Raw genomic sequence first — 17546 nt, 5'->3', positions numbered from 1 at the left:
AATTCGTCACCCAGGCGTTATCAAGAGTGTTTTCACCGTAGCAAGGACCGTCACCCTGGGCCGTCGGCCGCGCCGTGCGCCTCCCTGTCACGCCCACGCCCTGCGAGGTTCATCACATATGGCCGTATTCGTTGGTGGTTAGGATGTCTGACATGCGGGTTCATGTCGTCAGTGATGTTCATGGAAGAGCCGACGCACTGGCCCGCGCGGGAGACGGCGCCGACGCGCTGATCTGCCTGGGTGACCTGATCCTGTTCGTCGACTACGACGACCACTCCCAGGGCATCTTCGCCGAGCTCTTCGGGGCCGAGCGGGCGGGGGAGTTCATCGCGCTGCGGACGGCCAGGCGGTTCGACGAGGCGCGGGCCATGTCCTCCGCGCTGTGGGCCTCGCTGGAGGGCGACCCCCGCGACCACATCGAGCGCTCCGTACGGCGGCAGTACGGCGAGATCTTCGCCGCGATGCCGACCCCCGCGTACATCACCTACGGCAACGTGGACCTCCCTGCCTACTGGCCCGAGTACGTCCGCGAGGGGCACCGGGTGCTCGACGGCGAGGTCGTGGAGATCGGCGGCCTGCGGTTCGGCTTCGTCGGGGGCGGGCTGCGCACCCAGTACCGCACCCCGTACGAGATCGACGACGAGGAGTTCGCCCGCAAGGTCGAGGCCGTCGGCGAGGTCGACGTGCTCTGCTGCCACATCCCTCCCGCGATCCCCGAACTGCTCTACGACGTGGTCGCCCGGCGCTTCGAGCGGGGCAGCGAGGCCACCCTGGAGGCGATCAAGCGGACCCAGCCGCGCTACGCCCTGTTCGGCCACGTGCACCAGCCCCTCGCCGCCCGCACCCGGATCGGCAGGACCGAATGCCTCAACGTGGGGCACTTCCGGAACAGAGGCGTCCCCTACGTCCTGGAGTGGTAGCCGCGCCCGGGGCGTTTCCCGTCACCGGAGCGGCGGTCGCGCGGGTGTCCGCCCCGTCGCGCCGCTTCCTGCCAGTGCGGCGGCCACGCCGGGCCCCGCCGGACGTACGCGGACGATCGTGAAGCAGTACGGTTGCCCCATGGCTGATCGCACCACCTCCAGCATCAAGATCGGCGCGGACCGGTCGACCATCATGACGGTCATCGCCGACTTCCCCTCGTACCCGGAGTGGGCAGGTCAGGTGAAGGCCGCGCGCGTCCTCTCCACGGGGGAGGACGGACGGCCCGCCACGGTCCGCTTCGTCCTCGACGCGGGCGTGATCAGCGACGAATACACCCTCCGCTACACCTGGCACGGCGACGAGTCCGTCGACTGGAACATCGCCGAGGCGGGAAAGATGGTCTCCGGGCTCACCGGGAGCTATCGTCTTGCCGACGCGGGCGGCGGCACCGAGGTGACGTACGAGCTCGCCGTCGATCTCAAGGTCCCGATGATCGGCATGATCAAGCGGAAGGCGGAGAAGGTCATCATCGACACCGCCCTGAAGGGGCTGAAGAAGCGCGTCGAGACCCCATGATGGGGCGGGGCGCGCGGCACGGCGCGGTCGCGGAGCGGAGCCCCGCGCCGCCCCGCCGGGAGGCGGCGTGAGCAGGGTCCTGCTCTTCACCGGCAAGGGCGGCGTCGGCAAGACGACCGTCGCCGCCGCCACGGCCGCGCTCGCCGCCCGGTCCGGGCTCAAGACCCTGGTGGTCTCCACCGACACCGCCCACTCGCTGGCCGACGCCCTCGGCGTACGGGCGGGCGGGGAGCCCACGGAGATCGCGCCCGGCCTCTCCCTCTACCAGGTCGACACCCAGAGGGCGCTCGAACGCCAGTGGGGTGAGCTGCGCGACTATGCCAGGGGCGTCTTCGCCGAACTCGGCCTCGACGAGGTGACCGCCGAGGAGATCACGGTGCTGCCCGGCGCCGAGGAGATCATCGCGCTCCTCGAACTACGCGAGCAGGCACGCACCGGGCTGTGGGACGTCATCGTCATCGACTGCGCCCCGACCGCCGAGACGCTCCGGCTGCTCGCCCTGCCCGAGGCCCTCGACTGGCACGTGAACCGGCTGCTGCCCATCGGCAGGCGGCTGCTGAGCACCCTCTCCCCGCTGGTCCGCCGCCTGGCGCAGGTCAGCGTGCCGGAAGATCACGTGATCGGCGCGGGAGAGCGGCTCCACCGGGGCCTGATGGAGGTGCGCGAGCTGCTCACCGGACCCGACGCGAGCGTCAGGCTGGTGCTCACCCCCGAGGCCGTCGTGCTCGCCGAGGCCCGGCGCACGCTGACCTCCCTCAGCCTGTACGGCTACCGGGTGGACGCGGTGATCGCCAACCGCGTCTTCCCCTCCGAGGGCGCCGACCCGTGGCGGCAGAAGTGGGTACGGGCCCAGGCCCGCCACCTGGCCGAGGTCGAGGAGTCCTTCGCGCCGCTGCCCGTGCGCGTCGTACCGTACCTGGAGGCCGAGCCCGTCGGCCTCGACGCCCTCACCGACGTCGCCGAGGTCATGTACGGCAAGGACGACCCCTTCGCCCCGCCCTCCGTCGACCCGCCGCTGCGGATCACCGCCGAGGGCGAGCTGATCCTGGCCCTGCCGCTCGCGGACAAGGACGAGGTCGATCTGGCGCGCAAGGGCGACGAGCTGATCGTCAACGCCGGTTCCTACCGCCGTGTCCTGGCCCTGCCCGCCGCCCTGGCCCGCAGGCCGGTGCGGGACGCCGCGCTCCGAGACGGGTTTCTCCGGGTACGGTTCGAATCGGGAGGGCCTGATGACCGATAACACGAACGACGCAGAGAAGACCCCGAAGCCGCGCGCGCCGAGGAAGCCTCGGAAGACCGCCGCCGCTGCCGTGACACCGGCGCCCGAGGCCGGAGACGTCGCGGGCACCGGGATCGCCGAGGGCACCGGGATCGTCGGCGGCGCCGAGGGCGCCGCCAAGGTTCAGAAGAGCCGGAGCACCGGGAAGACGGCCCAGCGGAGCCGGAGCGCGGAGCCGGCCGGGAAGTCCCCGAAGGGCGGGCGTACCGGATCGTCCAAGTCCGTCGAGTCCGTCGAGTCCGCTGTGCGGGTTGAGCGGGTGGAGATCGTCGAGGAGCCCGCGCGGGTCGAGCGGGTGGAGGTGGTCGAGGTGGAGGCCGTGACCTCCGCCTCGACCACCCCGGGCTCCAAGCAGGCCCCGAAGACCTCGCCTGCCGGGCGGACTCCGGGCTCCGGCCGGGGCTCGCGTACCAAGCGGGCCCCGGGCTCCGACGAGACCTCGCCTGTCGTTGAGACCCCGGGTTCCGATGAGACCACGCCTGTCATTGAGCCCCCGGGCTCCAGCGAGACCTCGCCTGCCGCTGAGACTCCGGGTTCCGGCCAGGGCTCGTCCGCCGGGCGTACTCCTGCCGCCGAGCGCGACGCGCGCGCCGAGTGGTTCGAGCGCGCCGAGCGGGTCAGGCGCGAGGAGCGGGCGGCCGGATGGACCCCGTGGGCCCGGCCCGCCGAGCCCGCCGACCGGGTCGAGCCTGCCAACCGCGCCGAGCGGGTTGAGCCCGCCGGGCGGGGTAAGGACGCCACGGCCGGGGAGCGGGCGCGCGACGAGCGTTCCCAGACCGGCAAGGACCCGCTGGGCACCGCCGCCGAGGAGGCGTTCAAGCTCTTCGGCACGCTGCAGCAGAAAGCCACCAGGGAACTCCGCAAGAACCTGATCAAGGGCACGATGACCGGGTTCGGCAGCGCGCTCTCCGGTGGCGGGCGAGGAAGAAGAGAGCGGGACGTGTGGGAGGAGGCGGTCTCGGAGCAGCATGAGGAGTACATCTGCCGGGCCTGCCCCGTCTGCCGCGCGATGGCCGCACAGCGTGAGTCGGGCGGTGCCGTCACCGACCACCTCATGCAGGCGGGCACCGAGCTGTTCGCCGCCTTCAAGTCGGCCGTCGACGGACTCGCCAAGCCCGCGCCCGCACAGCGGGACCGGGAGCGCGAGCGAGGAGACACCCCCGTGGAGCACATCGACCTGGGGTGAGCCCAGGGGGAGAGGATGAATGGACAATGGCGCTGACCATCGGTGTGGACATCGGCGGTACGAAGGTCGCGGCGGGAGTCGTCGACGAGGACGGCCAGATCATCGAGCATGTGTTGCGGCCCACCCCGGCGGAGAATCCGGACCAGGTCGCCCACACGATCGGTGACGTGATCCTGGAGCTCTCCAAGGGCCGGGAGATCGAGGCCGTCGGTCTCGGCGCGGCCGGATTCGTCGACGAGACCAGGTCCATTGTCCGTTTCGCCCCCAACCTCGCCTGGCGTGAGGAGCCCCTGCAGCGGAAGGTCTCCGACATGGTCGGCCTTCCCGTCGTGGTGGAGAACGACGCCAACGCGATGGCCTGGGGCGAGGCCAGGTTCGGTGCCGGTCGCGGCGAGACCCACCTGGTGTGCGTGACCGTCGGTACGGGCATCGGCGGCGGCATCGTGCTCGACGGGTCCCTCTATCGCGGCCGCTGGGGCATGGGTGCCGAGCTCGGCCACATGCAGGCGGTCCCCGGCGGGCGTCTGTGCGGGTGCGGCAACCTCGGCTGCTGGGAGCAGTACGCCAGCGGGAACGCCCTGGTCAGCGAGGCCAGGAGGATCGCCGAGGCCGAGCCGGACAAGGCCGTCAAGCTCCTGGAGATCGCCGGAGGGACACCAGAGGAGATCGAGGGCCAGGAGGTCACCGAGGCCGCCAGGCAGGGCGACCCGGCCGCGCTGGCCGCGTTCTCCTCGATGGCCCGCTGGATCGGCCAGGGCCTGGCCGACCTCGCCGCCGTCCTCGACCCGGGCTGCTTCGTCCTCGGCGGCGGCGTCTCGCGGGCCGCCGACCTGTGGATCGACGAGACCCGCGAGTTCTACAACACCCACCTGAGCGGCCGGGGGCACCGCCCGCTGGCCGACATCCGCTGTGCCGAACTCGGCGCCTCGGCGGGCCTGGTGGGCGCCGCGGATCTCGCCCGCAGACGCTGACGCGGCGGCTCTCACCCGCGCGTGCCGATCACTTCTGGATTCGTACCGGCCGCCCGTATGCCGATCGGGGCGGGCGGCTGGTACGTCCGGTGGAGCGCGGTTATCCTCGCCGCACGCGTCGCGAAGTGAGGTGGCCGTGGTGCTCAGGATCGCCAGCTACAACGTGCGCTCCATGAAGGATGACGTCCCGGCGCTGGGGCGGGTGGTCGCCGCGCTCCGCGCCGACGTGCTCTGTGTGCAGGAGGCCCCCCGGTTCCTGTGCTGGCGTCGCAGGCGAAGGCGGCTGGCCGCCTTCGGCGGGCTGGCCGTGGCCGCGGGCCGCCGCAGGGGCGGGGTCGCCGTGCTGACCGGCCCCGGGGTGCGGCTGCTGCACGGGGAGGGCCGTCTCCTGGAGTCCTTCTTCCCCCTGGAACGGCGTGCCATCGCGGTCGCCGTGGTGGAGTCGGGGGGACGGCGGGTCGCCGTCGGCTCCATCCACCTGGACCTCGACGAGACCGCCCGGCGCCGTCACGCGGACGAGGCGGTGAGGTTCCTGCGAGAGGTGGCCGACCGGTTCGACGCGCTGCCGGTGCTGGCCGGGGACATCAACGAGCAGTCAGGACAGCCGAGCTGGCGGCACCTCGCCGAGCGGCTGACCGACTGCTACCCGGTCTCGCCACGCGGCGACGGCTTCACCTTCCCGGCCAGGGGCCCGCACCAGCGGATCGACGCGATCTTCGCGATGGAGGGTCTCTCCGTGGTCTCCTGCGGCGGGGCCGACGCCGACCCCGCCGACCTGGTGGCCGCCACCGACCACCTGCCGGTGATCGCCGAGCTGGACCACCCGCGCCCCGAGACCGGCGACCGTCCGGATCCCGCCGTGGACACCGGCTCCGGGACGCGGGGGTCCGGCGACTGTTCGAATCCCCTCTCCGGTACGGCCCCGGCAAGATCGTCCGGCACCGGTGGTCACCCGGGCGCCACGCCGGAGGAGCCCGGCCCGGGCCTCCCCGGGGCGCCGGGAGAGCCGGGAGGACGGGCGTTTCCGTGACGAGGGCAGGGCGTCTTTCCAGATCGCGCCGCTCAAGTGGGGAGACCGGCATGCGGGGAGCGGACGAGCCCCGTACCATTTGAAACATGACCCGTCGCCTTCCGCGGCGTGCGCTGGTTCTCTGCGCGGGAGGCCTGCTCCTGCTGTCCTCGCAAACGTTCCCAGCCCACGCCGATCCCGTCAGCCCGCCCGCGGCCGAGGCCTGGCAGGCTCCGGTCAGCGCGGGCCTGAGCAGCGACGGGTCGCTGTCCGACGTGGCGGGGGTCTCGGCCACGAGCGTCTGGGCGGTCGGCCAGCAGAGCGTCTGGGACGTCTGGCAGAGCCGCGGCGCGATCACCCACTGGGACGGCACCTCCTGGAACGAGGTCGGCATCCGCAACGACCCGACCGGCGCCGGACCCCTGCGTTCCGTCGCGGCGGCCTCGGCGACCGAGCTGTGGGCCGTCGGCGAGGGTCACGACGGCCTCCCCTACCTCGCGAGGGGAGACGGGGCGTCCTTCGACAGGGTCATCGTCGACAAACTGCACTCGGGCGACTGGCTGGGCGGGGTGGCGGCCGTTCCCGGCCGGGTGGTCGCCGTCGGGCGCCGCGACAAGCTGCCCATGGTCGTGACCGGCACCGGCTCGAAGTGGAAGCTCACCCAGCTGCCCGACAGGGGCGCGCTGTACGGGGTGGCGCTGTCGGGCAAGAGCGACGGGTGGGCGGTGGGCGACACCGGGGGCAAGCCGCTGATCATGAGGCAGTCCGGCGGGCGCTGGAAGACCCACAAGGCCCCGGAGATTCCCGGCGGCTACCTGCGTGACGTCCACCTCGACGGGCCCAAGCGGGCCCTCGCCGTCGGCGGCGTCTACCGGGAGGACGGCGGGATCGTCCCGCTGGCCCTGTCGTGGAACGGCAAGAAGTGGTCCCGGGTGTCCCTCCCCGACGGCGACGTCCGCCTGTACGGGGTGACGGGTGACCGCAAGGGCCACTTCTGGATCTCCGGGGTCGATCTGGAGCGGCCGGGCGAGGCCTTCCTGCTCCGATACGACGGGCGCACGATCAAGGCGCTGCGCGGTCCGGAGACCGCCGCCCCCCGGACGGTGAGGCTCCAGTCGGTGGCCTACCTGCCGGGCACCGACACCGTGTGGACCGTCGGCCACGTGGTCGACGCCTCCGGCAAGTACACCGACGTGATCGAGCGCTTCGGCACCCCGGAGCGCACCAAGCCGTAACCCCGGAACGGTCGTGCCCGGCGGTCGGCGACGACCCACCCGGACGGGCGCGGCCGACGCCCCGATGTCCTGCCCAGAATGCCCGCGAGAGGACCCGCCCGGGTGGGCATGCGCGGTTGGACGACACACGGTTAAACGACGCGCAGTTGGACAACGCCCGGGTGGACGACGCGCAGTTGAACGACGCGCGGTTGGACGGAACGCTCACAAACGGAACACTCGAAGACGAAACGTTCAACCGCTCAGATGACCGCGCCGTCGTCCCAGCCTGAGTCGTTGGGCGGGCCGTCACCCATGCGGACCACCAGCGCCACGAAACCGCCGATGAACGCGGCGACCGCGGTGAAGAGCATCCACCCCTGGAGGTTCCAGTTGAGCGCGGCGCTCAGCAGCAGGTAGGCGGGGCCGCCGAACAGCGCGAGCCATGCGATCTTGGTGGTGGCGTCCGTCTTGGGCAGGGGAGGCGGGGGCGGAGGCACGTAGTGCCCCTCTTCGTCCTCGCCGTCGGACTGTTCCGTGCCGGATTCGGCCTCGTCGGCGGGGTCGTCCTCACGCAGGAGGTCTTCCTCGTCCGACTGTTTGATCACCCGTCGCGGAGGCTCGGCCGGGAGGTTCTCACTGTCCGGCCACGGCTGATCTGCCGAGTCGCGCTCGGCGGTGTCGTTGAAGGACGCGACGATCTGACGCCAGACCTCGTCCTCATCGCTTTGAGGTGTCACCTAGTTGGGCCCGTTGTTCATCGGCCGATCACTTTCTTCCGGAGACCGCGCATCCCCCGCTCGCGATCAGTCTCTCTGCAAGGGTACAGACGCGTTCGAGGTGATGAACTCCAGGCTCCCCGCAAAGATCCGATCGGCATCGTTGTCGAGCGTCGCGACGTGGTAGCTGTCGGCGAGTTCCACCACATTCAGATTCCCCCCGGTCAGCCTCTCACGCAGAATACGCACACTCTCCGGTTTCACAACATGATCCTGTGGACTGTGGAAAACCAGGACGGGTTGGGTGATCTTACTCAGCTCCGACCGGGTCAGCGACCACAGCCGCAGGAGGGTGGCCGCGGCCTTGACCGGCGTACGCGTGTAGCCGAGCTCGGACGCCCCCTCCTTCTTGATGTCCCCGGCGACGCCGGGCACCGACGCGATCACGAACTTGAGCAGGGGCGCCAGCCTGAGCAGCGGGGCGTCGTTGACGATCGAGGGGTTGACGACCACCACCCCCCTGATCCCGTCGCCGTGCACCTCGGCCAGCCGCAGTGCCATGCACCCGCCGAGCGACAGGCCCATGACGAAGACCTCGGCGCAGTTGCCGCGCAGGTCCGCCAGGGCCTTGTCCAGTTCGGCGTACCAGTCTTCCCAGCGGGTGCGGGCCATCTCCCGCCAGGTGGTGCCGTGGCCGGGCAGCCTCGGCAGCGCCACCGTCACACCCGCCGCCGCCAGGTATTCGCCCCAGGGGCGCAACGACTGCGGTGATCCGGTGAAACCGTGACAGAGCAGGACGCCGATCTGTCCCCCCGCATGGTGGTACGCCTCCGCACCGGGCATGACTGGCATCGCGGCTCCTAGTAAGGTTCGCCTGATCGTCGCACGACTGGGACATGTTTTGCGAGAGGTCGATTTGGGTGGTTCGGTGGGGTAGGTGGCCGGGATCGGAAGTGGGAGGATAACTCCAGGTCCCCGCCTGTCGATCGAAGGAGCATCGAGTGTTCTACTGGGTGGTCAAGGCCATCCTCTCGCCCCTACTCCATCTGATTTTCCGCCCCTGGGTGGAGGGCGTGGGGAACGTGCCGAAGCAAGGGCCGGTAATCCTGGCCGGAAACCACCTGTCGTTCGCCGACCACTTCTTCGGGGCGCTGTTCCTGCGGCGCAAGGTGATCTCTCTCGGTAAGTCCGACTACTTCACCGGCCGGGGTCTCAAGGGACTGATGAGCAAGGCCTTCTTCAGCGGCGTCGGCACCGTCCCCATCGACCGTTCGGGCGGCAAGGCCAGCGAGGCGGCGCTGCGCACCGGCAAGCGCATCCTCGACGAGGGGCACGTGCTCGCCATCTACCCCGAGGGGACGCGCTCGCACGACGGCCGCCTCTACAAGGGCAAGACCGGTGTGGCCCGCCTGGCGCTGGAGTCGCGCGTGCCGGTCATCCCGTGGGCGATGGTCAACACCTTCGAGATGATGCCCCCGGGCAGCGTCCTGCCCAAGCTGGGCATCCGCCCCGGGGTGAAGTTCGGCAAGCCGCTCGACTTCACCCGCTACTACGGGATGGAGGAGGACCGCCTCGTCCTGCGCGCCGTCACCGACGAGATCATGTATGCGCTGATGGAGCTCTCCGGCCAGGAGTACGTCGACAAATACGCCGCGAGCGCCAAGGTCGAAGCCGCCCGTGCTGCCAAGGAGGCGAAGGAGACCGCGAGGCAGGCCGCCAAGGAGGCGCGCAGGCGTCCCTGAGACAGGTGTCCTGAAACAGGGCGCTCAGGGGGCTCGGCGGGTCGACTCGCGGACGACCAGCTCGGGCTGGAACATGACCTGCTGATGGGCGTGCGACCCGGGGTTGTCGCACTCGTCCAGCAGCAGCTCGGTGGCGACCCGGCCCAGCCGGTGGGTCGGCTGCCGGACGGAGCTGAGCGAGACCGCCGACGCGGAGGCGAAGTCGATGTCGTCGTAGCCGATGAGGGAGACGTCCTGGGGGACCCGCAGGCCCGCCTGGAGCAGCCCGCGCAGCATGCCCAGGGCCAGCAGGTCGTTCGCGCAGAACACGGCGTCGGGCAGCCGCCCCCCGGCGATCATCTTCTCCGCCGCCTGCTGTCCCGACCTGGCGTTCATCGCGCTCATCGCGATCTCCTCCAGGGTCTCCCCGGGGTCGCGGCCCGCCGCGGCCAGCGCCCGCTCCGCGCCGATCAGGCGGTCGGCGCACTGGCGGATGGTGAGGGGGCCGGTGACGTAGGCGATCCGCTCGGCCCCGCTGGACAGCAGGTGGGAGACCGCCAGCGAGCCGCCGGTGATGTCGTTGACCGCCACCGAGCACTGGTCGGCGCGTTCGGCGGGGTGGTCGACCAGCACCACGCTGATGCCGCGCTCCTTGAGCTGGTCGAGTTTGGCCAGGTTCGCCCCGGCGGGCGTGATGAGCACCCCGCGGACCCGTTGCTCGGCGAAGACCAGCAGGTTGCGCTCCTCCTTGAGCCGGTCGCCCGAGGAGTTGCCCAGGATCACCGCGTACCCGCGCTCGCTGGCCACCTCCTCGACCCCCGCCGCCACGTCGGTGAAGAAGGGGTTGCCGATGTCGATGACCGACAGGCCGACGGTGCGGCTGTGCCCGGCCCGCAGGCTGGAGGCGGAGCCGTGCCGGACGAACCCGAGGTCGCGGATGGCCTCCTCGACCCGGACCCGCGTGGCCTCGGCGACCTTCTCCGGGCGGTTGAGCACGTTGGAGACCGTTCCGGGGGACACCCCGGCCCGTGTCGCGACTTCCTTTATGCTCACCGAACTCATGTGCACTGATTAAAACGTAACAACCGATGGACCGCCAGTCGGTGCCGGTACTTTCGGCCCGCCTGACGGCTTTCGGCCCGCGATCCGGTCCGACGGCGTTGACAGTGCCGTACGTGTCGCATAGCTTTCTCCTCGCTGTTAAAACGTTTTTAAGAAGATCCACTCCGCCGCGCCCGGATCTCCCACGAGGGCTCCGCCGGGTGTCCGCGGGAGGTAACGGGTGAACAAGTGAGCGGAGAGGTGCCATGACGTCGCCGGTCGAGGAACTCCTGCAGCGGTCGCACGCGCTGGGCGCCGATCCGCGGAACACCAACTTCGCGGGGGGCAACACCTCGGCCAAGGGGACGGCGACCGACCCCGTGACCGGGACTCCGGCCGAGGTGATGTGGGTGAAGGGGTCGGGCGGAGACCTGGGCACCCTGGCCGAGCGCGGCCTGGCGGTGCTGCGGCTGGACCGGCTGCGGGCGCTGACGGGGGTGTACCCCGGGGTCGAGCGCGAGGACGAGATGGTCGCGGCGTTCGACTTCTGCGCCTTCGGCACGGGCGGCGCCGCGCCGTCGATCGACACCGCGATGCACGGCCTGGTGGACGCGGCGCACGTGGACCACCTGCATCCCGACGCGGGGATCGCGATCGCCACCGCCGCCGACGGCGAGGCGCTGACGGCGCGGATCTTCGGGGACCGGGTCGTGTGGGTGCCCTGGCGGCGGCCGGGCTTCCAGCTGGGGCTGGACATCGCGGCGATCAGGGCGGGCAACCCCCGGGCGATCGGCTGCGTCCTGGGCGGGCACGGCGTCACCGCCTGGGGTGACACCTCGGCCGCCTGCGAGGCCGCCTCACTGGAGATCATCCGCACCGCGGAGGCGTACATCGCCGAGCACGGCCGGGCGGAGCCGTTCGGGCCGGTGCTCGCCGGGTACGAGCCGCTGGAGGAGGAGGCGCGGGCCGCGCGGGCGGCGGCGCTGTTCCCCGTGGTGCGGGGCCTGGCCTCCACCGACGCCCCGCAGGTCGGCCACTACACCGCCACCGGCGAGGTATTGGACTTCCTGTCGCGCGAGCGCCACCCCGAGCTGGCGGCGCTGGGCACCTCGTGCCCCGACCACTTCCTGCGGACCAAGGTGGCCCCGCTGGTGATGGACCTGCCCGCCACCGCGCCGGTCGAGGACGTGGTCGCCCGGCTGCGGGAACTGCACGCCGACTACCGCGAGCGGTACGCGGCCTACTACCTGCGGCACGCCGTGGAGGGCTCGCCCGCGATGCGGGGGGCCGACCCGGCGATCGTGCTGGTGCCGGGCGTGGGCATGTTCTCCTTCGGCAGGGACAAGCAGACCGCGCGGGTGGCCGGGGAGTTCTACGTCAACGCGATCAACGTGATGCGCGGCGCCGAGGCGCTCTCCTCGTACGCGCCGATCGAGGAGAGCGAGAAGTTCCGGATCGAGTACTGGGAGCTGGAGGAGGCCAAGCTGCGCCGGATGCCGCCCGCGCGCCCGCTGGCGACGCGGGTGGCCGTGGTGACCGGCGGCGGCTCGGGCATCGGGGCGGCGACCGCGCGCAGGCTGGCCGCCGAGGGCGCGTGCGTGGTGGTGGCCGACCGCGACCTCGGCACCGCCCGCGAGGTCGCCGCCGAACTGGGCGCGAGGGCGTACCGGCCGGAGGACGTCGCGGTCGCGGTCGAGGTGGACGTCACCGACGAGGCGCAGGTGGTCGCCGCGATCCGGGAGGCGGTGCTGGCGTTCGGCGGGGTGGACCTGGTGGTCAACAACGCGGGCCTGTCGCTGTCGCGCTCGCTGCTGGAGACCTCCGCGGCCGACTGGGACCTGCAGCACGACGTGATGGCCCGCGGGTCGTTCCTGGTCTCGCGGGAGAGCGCCCGGGTGATGATCGTCCAGGAGATGGGCGGGGAGATCGTGTACATCTCCTCCAAGAACGCGGTGTTCGCGGGGCCCAACAACGTGGCCTACGGGGCGGCCAAGGCCGACCAGGCGCACCAGGTACGGCTGCTCGCGGCCGAGCTCGGCGGGTACGGGATCCGCGTCAACGGGGTCAACCCCGACGGGGTGGTACGCGGGTCCGGCATCTTCGCCTCGGGGTGGGGGGCCAACCGGGCGGCGGTGTACGGGGTGGCGGAGGAGAAGCTGGGCGAGTACTACGCGCAGCGCACCCTGCTCAAGCGCGAGGTGCTGCCCGAGCACGTGGCGGGAGCGGTCTTCCAGCTGACCCAGCTCACCCAGACCACCGGGCTGCACATCCCGGTCGACGCGGGCGTCGCGGCGGCCTTCCTGCGCTGACCCCGCTTCCCTGCCTGGTTCATCGGGCGGCCCCTCCGGTCCCCGATACTTGATTCCCGCTTCCTGAGAGGGGCTCGCATGCAGTCGGCACCGGGGACCGGAGGGACCGCGCGGCCTGGACGGTCCGCGCGGGGCGGGCAGGCCGCGCGAGGTGGAGGAGCCGCGCGGCCTGGACAGTCCGTGCAGTCTGGACAGTCCGCGCGGAGTGAGCGGATCGCACACGCCGGGCAAGCCGCGCAGGCTGGGCGGACCGGGGGGACCGGGCGGATCGGGCGGTACGCCGCGGTCGACCTTGGCGCGTCGAGCGGCCGGGTGGTCGTCGCCGAGATCGGGCCGGACATCCTGGAACTGCGCGAGGTGCACCGTTTCGCGAACGTGCCCGTCCGGGCCGGTGGCACGCTCTACTGGGACATCCTGCGGATCTACCGGGGCGTGCTGGACGGCCTGCGCGCGGCGGGCCCCGTCGACGGCATCGGGATCGACTCCTGGGCCGTCGACTACGGGCTCCTGGACGGCGACGGCGCGCTGCTCGGCAATCCCGTCCACTACCGCGACGCCCGCACCGGGAAGGCGGCCAGCCAGGTCCCCTTCGAGGAGTTGTACGCCCGCACGGGCATCGCCCGCCAGCCGTTCAACACCATCCACCAGCTCGCCGCCGAGCCCCGGCTGGCCTCGGCCTCGACGCTGCTGCTCATTCCCGACCTGATCGCGTACTGGCTGACCGGGGAGATCGGCGCGGAGCTGACAAACGCCTCCACCACCCAGCTGCTCGACGCCAGGACCCGCGAGTGGGACGCCGTGCTGGCGGGTGGCCTCGGTTCCCCGGCCGGGGTTCTGCCGCCGATCCGGCGTCCCGGCGAGGTGATCGGCCCGCTGACGCCGGAGGTGGCGGGCGAGGTCGGGCTCTCCCCGGACACCCGGGTCATCGCGGTCGGCTCCCACGACACCGCCTCCGCGGTGGCGGCGGTTCCCGCGGGGAGCGAGCGGTTCGCCTACATCTCCTGCGGTACCTGGTCACTGGTCGGCGTCGAGCTGGAGCAGCCCATGATCGGCGAGGAGGGGCGGCGGGCCAACTTCACCAACGAGGCGGGCATCGACGGCACCGTGCGCTACCTCCGCAACGTCACAGGGCTGTGGCTCCTGCAGGAGTGCGTCCGTACTTGGGAGTCGGAGAAGCCCCCACCCGGCGCGGAGCCGTCCACGGAGTCGCCCGCCGAGGTGCCGGGAGGGCTGGTCGATCTGGAGGAGGTGCTCCGGCGGGCCGCCCGGGAGGAGCCGTTCCGGTCGGTCGTGGACGCCGACGACCCGATCTTCCACACGCCCGGTGACATGCCCGGACGCATCGCCGACTTCTGCCGCCGTACCGGACGGCCCGTACCGGAGACCCGTGCCCAGATCGTCCGCTGCGTGATCGACTCCCTGGCGCTGGCCCACCGGGCGGCGATCGAGGACGCCCGGCGGCTCACCGGCCGGGCGGTGGACACGATCCACATCGTCGGGGGAGGCTCGCGCAACGCGCTGCTCTGCCAGCTCACCGCCGACGCCTGCGGCCTCCCCGTGGTCGCGGGACCCGTCGAGGCCACCTCGATCGGCAACGTCCTGGTCCAGGCCAGAGCGGACGGGGTCGTCTCGGGAACCCTCACCGACCTGCGCGCCCTGGTCCGGCGTACCCAGCACCTGGAGCGCTACGAACCTCGCCCCGGCGCGGAGACGCTTCCCGGCGAAGGGTGAGGCGGACGTCGCCGGGGAAGGGCGTCCGGCGCCGGATTCCCCCGAGAGGTGCGGCAGGGGGATCCGGCGGCTACGGGCAGGGGACGTGTGGTGGCCGGTCAGGGCCTCAGGGGGCGCCCGAACCGGTGAGGTGGGCGCGGATCTGGCGGATGTGCTCCGGGGTGGTACGGCAGCAGCCGCCGACGAAGGCGGAGCCCGCGGCGGTCCACCCGGCCGCGGCCTCTCCGAACTCCACCGGGTCGGCCAGCCCGAGCCAGCGCCGGTTCGCCGAGTCCCAGACCTCGCCGGAGTTGGGGTAGACCATGGTGGGCTTGCCCTTGATCTGCGAGATCAGGCTGAGCACGTGGCGCGGTGCCGTGCAGTTGACGCCGATCGCTATCACCTGGGGGTTCCCGGCGAACAGACCGGCCGCCATCTTGAGCGGGGTGCCGTCGTTGATGTGCTCGCCGTCCCGGCAGGAGAAGCTCACCCACGCCCGCATTCCCGGCGTCTCGGCGAGCAGCCGCCGCAGCGCCCTGGCCTCGCTGTAGGACGGGATGGTCTCGCAGGCCATCAGGTCGGCCTCGCTGTCGGCCAGGATGTGCCAGCGGTCGCGGTGCCAGTCGGTCAGGCCGTCCTCGTCGAGGTCGTAGTCGCCGGTGTACTCGGCGCCGTTGGCCATGTAGGCGCCGTACGGGCCGACGCTGGCGGCCACGGTGCCCGAGCCGTGGGTGTCCCTGGCCTGGGCGGCCAGGTGCACCGAGAGCAGGATGAGGTCCTCGGCCTCGGCGGGGCTCAGACCTCGCCGTACGAACGCGGGGATGCTCGCCTGGTAACTCGCCGTTATCGCCACCTCGGCGCCCGCGGCGAAGTAGTCGAGATGCGCCTGCCGGATCACGGAGGGGTTCTCCAGCAGGAGTTTCGCCGACCAGAGATCGTCTCGCAGGTCCGCGCCCAGCTCCTCCAAATGGGTGGCCAGGCCGCCGTCCAGAATCACCATCCCGCTACTTTATGTGGCGCGGCCGGGGTTGGAACCCCGCTCTTCCCGCCCTCTGCTCCGCGCTGTCCCATATCGGTCTCGCGGGCATCTTCGTTGCGTACTGTGAGCCACGCCCAGGCGAGGTTCGTTTCCGGAGAGGGACGTCGCGCTCTTCGCCTCGCTTCCGCGAAACGGCGCCCGGAGACTCACTCGTCACCTCCGGCTGTCGTCCGAACCGGCTCGCCGCCGAGTAGATGTCTGTGAGGCTTCAGGACGGAGATCGCGAATGGACGACGGGTTCGACGGTTATGTGGCGACGCGTTACGAGCGGCTCCGACATACGGCGTATCTGCTCACGGGGAACAGGGCGACGGCCGAGGACCTCGTGCAGACGGCGCTCGCGAAGGCGTGGGTGGCGTGGCGGCGGATCGAGGGCGATCCCGACCCGTACGTGCACCGGATCATCGTCAACACCCACGCCTCCTGGTGGCGCAGGAAGTGGCGCGACGAGGTGCCCGCCGAGCACCTTCCCGAACGCGCCGACCCGCGGGACTTCACCGCCGAGGTCGGCAGCCGCCAGGTGCTCCGGGAGGCGATCGGCGGCCTGTCGAGGCGGCAGCGCGCGGTCATCGTCCTGCACTACTTCGAGGAACTCACCCTCCCGCAGTGCGCCGACGTGCTCGGCTGCTCGCTCGGCACGGTGAAGACCCAGCTCGGCCGGGCGCTGAAACGGCTTCGCGTCCATTCGGAGATCCAGATGACGGGAGCGAGACGATGATCCATACCGAGGACGAGCTGCGCGCGGTGCTGGCCGAGCGCGTCTCCGAGGGTCCCCCCGACGTGCGGGAGATCGTACGGCGTGGCCGTCGCATCAAGCGGCGCAGGACCGTGGCGGGCATGGCGGGCATGGCGCTGGCGGGAGCCGCCGTGGCCGCCGTGGCCTTCCCGGTCCAGGGGCTCTGGAGGGACGCGGAGCCGACGGAGAAGGAGCCGCCGACGGCGGCGAGGATCTCACCGTCGTCCGCCCTGCCCCCCAGGAACGTCCTGGACGCCCCTCTGATCAAGTCGTACGGTTCCGCGACCGTGCCCGCCGGTGTGACGGTCACGTTCCAGCCGTTGAGCGTCCACACCTCGTACAGGGTCGTGTGCGCCGACCCGAAGGCGTTGGTGGTGATGGTCCGGATGGGCAGCGGAGGCGGTTCGGTCGGCGGCTGCGGAAAGGACGGCACGGAACACTTCTACGACAGGCAGTCGATGCCCTCCGGCTGGTTGGAGCGGCCCCAGGATCTCAAGATCTGGGTCCTGCCCGGCGACACACCGATCGGTCCTCCCGGGCCCGCCGGTGTCGGGTACGAGAAGTGCAAGGTGGTGAGGAAAGAGCTGGGCCTGTGTGACGGCAAGTACCTGACGGCGGAGTTGCTCCGGCCCGGGGTCATCGAACGGGTGGCCGCCGAACTCGGGCGGCGGCCGGGACGCTGGGAGGTCGGGGTCTACGACCGGGTGGTCGCGACCCCACGGCCGGAGCCCACGAGGACCGTCACCGTCGAGCCGAACCGACCGGGTACGCCTGTTCGGCCGAAGCCGACGCCGACGAGGACTGTGACTGTCGAGCCGGATGGTCGGACGGGTACGGCGGTACGACCGGAGCCGGAGCCGACGGGGACTGTCACCGTCGAGCCGAACCGACCGGGTACGGCTGTTCGGCCGAAGCCGAAGCCGACGCCGACGAGGACCGTCACCGTCAGGCCGGACCGAACAGGTGCGGCCGTCCGGCCGGAGCCGACGATAACCGTCACCGTCAAGCCGTAAAAGCCTTGGAACCGGCCCGGCGTTCGTGCCCGGTGGTGGTCTCGTGCCCGTTCGAACAGGCACGAGACCACCGGGGCGGTCGCCTCAGGTCGCGGCCTCCTC

General features: G+C 71.5%; 16 protein-coding genes. 12 read left to right on the top strand and 4 right to left on the bottom strand.

Features of this window, described 5'->3' with window-relative positions; genetic code table 11:
* Positions 1 to 152: 152 nt before the first annotated feature.
* From ACW9TB_RS08725 to ACW9TB_RS08695, 7 genes are all read left to right on the top strand, one after another.
* Entirely contained in the window at positions 153 to 920 is a 768-nt protein-coding gene (locus ACW9TB_RS08725; protein ID WP_472747417.1) for a metallophosphoesterase family protein, read from the top strand.
* Between the two features lie 139 nt (positions 921 to 1059).
* Complete coding sequence (locus tag ACW9TB_RS08720) at positions 1060 to 1497, top strand: SRPBCC family protein (protein ID WP_472747416.1); 438 nt, start codon at positions 1060 to 1062, stop codon at positions 1495 to 1497.
* A 67-nt stretch (positions 1498 to 1564) separates the two neighbouring features.
* Positions 1565 to 2737: an ArsA family ATPase gene (locus tag ACW9TB_RS08715; protein ID WP_472747415.1), complete on the top strand. Its 1173-nt coding sequence runs from the start codon at positions 1565 to 1567 to the stop codon at positions 2735 to 2737.
* On the top strand, positions 2727 to 3962 hold the full coding sequence (locus ACW9TB_RS08710; protein ID WP_472747414.1) for a hypothetical protein: 1236 nt from the start codon (positions 2727 to 2729) through the stop codon (positions 3960 to 3962). Before ACW9TB_RS08715 ends, ACW9TB_RS08710 begins: the two co-directional genes overlap by 11 nt.
* 26 nt (positions 3963 to 3988) lie before the next feature.
* The gene (locus ACW9TB_RS08705; RefSeq protein WP_472747413.1) at positions 3989 to 4933 is read left to right on the top strand and encodes an ROK family glucokinase; all 945 of its coding nucleotides are present in this window, start codon (positions 3989 to 3991) and stop codon (positions 4931 to 4933) included.
* A 139-nt stretch (positions 4934 to 5072) separates the two neighbouring features.
* Positions 5073 to 5963: an endonuclease/exonuclease/phosphatase family protein gene (locus ACW9TB_RS08700; RefSeq protein WP_472747412.1), complete on the top strand. Its 891-nt coding sequence runs from the start codon at positions 5073 to 5075 to the stop codon at positions 5961 to 5963.
* Between the two features lie 86 nt (positions 5964 to 6049).
* Positions 6050 to 7177, top strand: coding sequence for a hypothetical protein (locus ACW9TB_RS08695; RefSeq protein ID WP_472747411.1), 1128 nt, complete (start codon positions 6050 to 6052; stop codon positions 7175 to 7177).
* Positions 7178 to 7419: 242 nt separating this feature from the next.
* On the opposite strand, the gene ACW9TB_RS08690 is transcribed toward ACW9TB_RS08695, so the two are convergent.
* The gene (locus tag ACW9TB_RS08690) at positions 7420 to 7896 is read right to left on the bottom strand and encodes a hypothetical protein (RefSeq protein ID WP_472747410.1); all 477 of its coding nucleotides are present in this window, start codon (positions 7894 to 7896) and stop codon (positions 7420 to 7422) included.
* A 66-nt stretch (positions 7897 to 7962) separates the two neighbouring features.
* On the bottom strand, positions 7963 to 8727 hold the full coding sequence (locus tag ACW9TB_RS08685; RefSeq protein WP_472747409.1) for an alpha/beta hydrolase: 765 nt from the start codon (positions 8725 to 8727) through the stop codon (positions 7963 to 7965).
* A gap of 149 nt (positions 8728 to 8876) precedes the next feature.
* On the opposite strand from ACW9TB_RS08685, the gene ACW9TB_RS08680 reads away from it, so the two are divergent.
* A complete protein-coding gene (locus ACW9TB_RS08680) occupies positions 8877 to 9617 on the top strand; it encodes a lysophospholipid acyltransferase family protein (RefSeq protein WP_472747408.1) in 741 nt (246 codons plus the stop codon).
* A gap of 24 nt (positions 9618 to 9641) precedes the next feature.
* On the opposite strand, the gene ACW9TB_RS08675 is transcribed toward ACW9TB_RS08680, so the two are convergent.
* Positions 9642 to 10658, bottom strand: a complete 1017-nt coding sequence (locus ACW9TB_RS08675; protein WP_472747407.1) for a LacI family DNA-binding transcriptional regulator — start codon at positions 10656 to 10658, stop codon at positions 9642 to 9644.
* Positions 10659 to 10903: 245 nt separating this feature from the next.
* Between ACW9TB_RS08675 and ACW9TB_RS08670 the strand changes: the two genes are divergently transcribed.
* A complete protein-coding gene (locus ACW9TB_RS08670; protein ID WP_472747406.1) occupies positions 10904 to 12946 on the top strand; it encodes a bifunctional aldolase/short-chain dehydrogenase in 2043 nt (680 codons plus the stop codon).
* Between the two features lie 267 nt (positions 12947 to 13213).
* The gene (locus ACW9TB_RS08665) at positions 13214 to 14677 is read left to right on the top strand and encodes a rhamnulokinase (RefSeq protein WP_472747592.1); all 1464 of its coding nucleotides are present in this window, start codon (positions 13214 to 13216) and stop codon (positions 14675 to 14677) included.
* A 106-nt stretch (positions 14678 to 14783) separates the two neighbouring features.
* Here the strand turns inward: ACW9TB_RS08665 and mmuM are convergent, their stop codons facing one another.
* The gene (gene mmuM / locus ACW9TB_RS08660; protein WP_472747405.1) at positions 14784 to 15656 is read right to left on the bottom strand and encodes a homocysteine S-methyltransferase; all 873 of its coding nucleotides are present in this window, start codon (positions 15654 to 15656) and stop codon (positions 14784 to 14786) included.
* A 265-nt stretch (positions 15657 to 15921) separates the two neighbouring features.
* Between mmuM and ACW9TB_RS08655 the strand changes: the two genes are divergently transcribed.
* Positions 15922 to 16413, top strand: a complete 492-nt coding sequence (locus tag ACW9TB_RS08655; RefSeq protein ID WP_472747404.1) for a SigE family RNA polymerase sigma factor — start codon at positions 15922 to 15924, stop codon at positions 16411 to 16413.
* Positions 16410 to 17444, top strand: a complete 1035-nt coding sequence (locus tag ACW9TB_RS08650; RefSeq protein WP_472747403.1) for a hypothetical protein — start codon at positions 16410 to 16412, stop codon at positions 17442 to 17444. The genes ACW9TB_RS08655 and ACW9TB_RS08650 overlap by 4 nt, the downstream gene beginning before the upstream one ends.
* Positions 17445 to 17546 lie beyond the last annotated feature (102 nt).

Source organism: Streptosporangium sp. H13245 (genome assembly GCF_055690525.1).
Note: the sequence above shows the minus strand (reverse complement) of the source record. Positions and strands in the feature narration are given on the sequence as shown.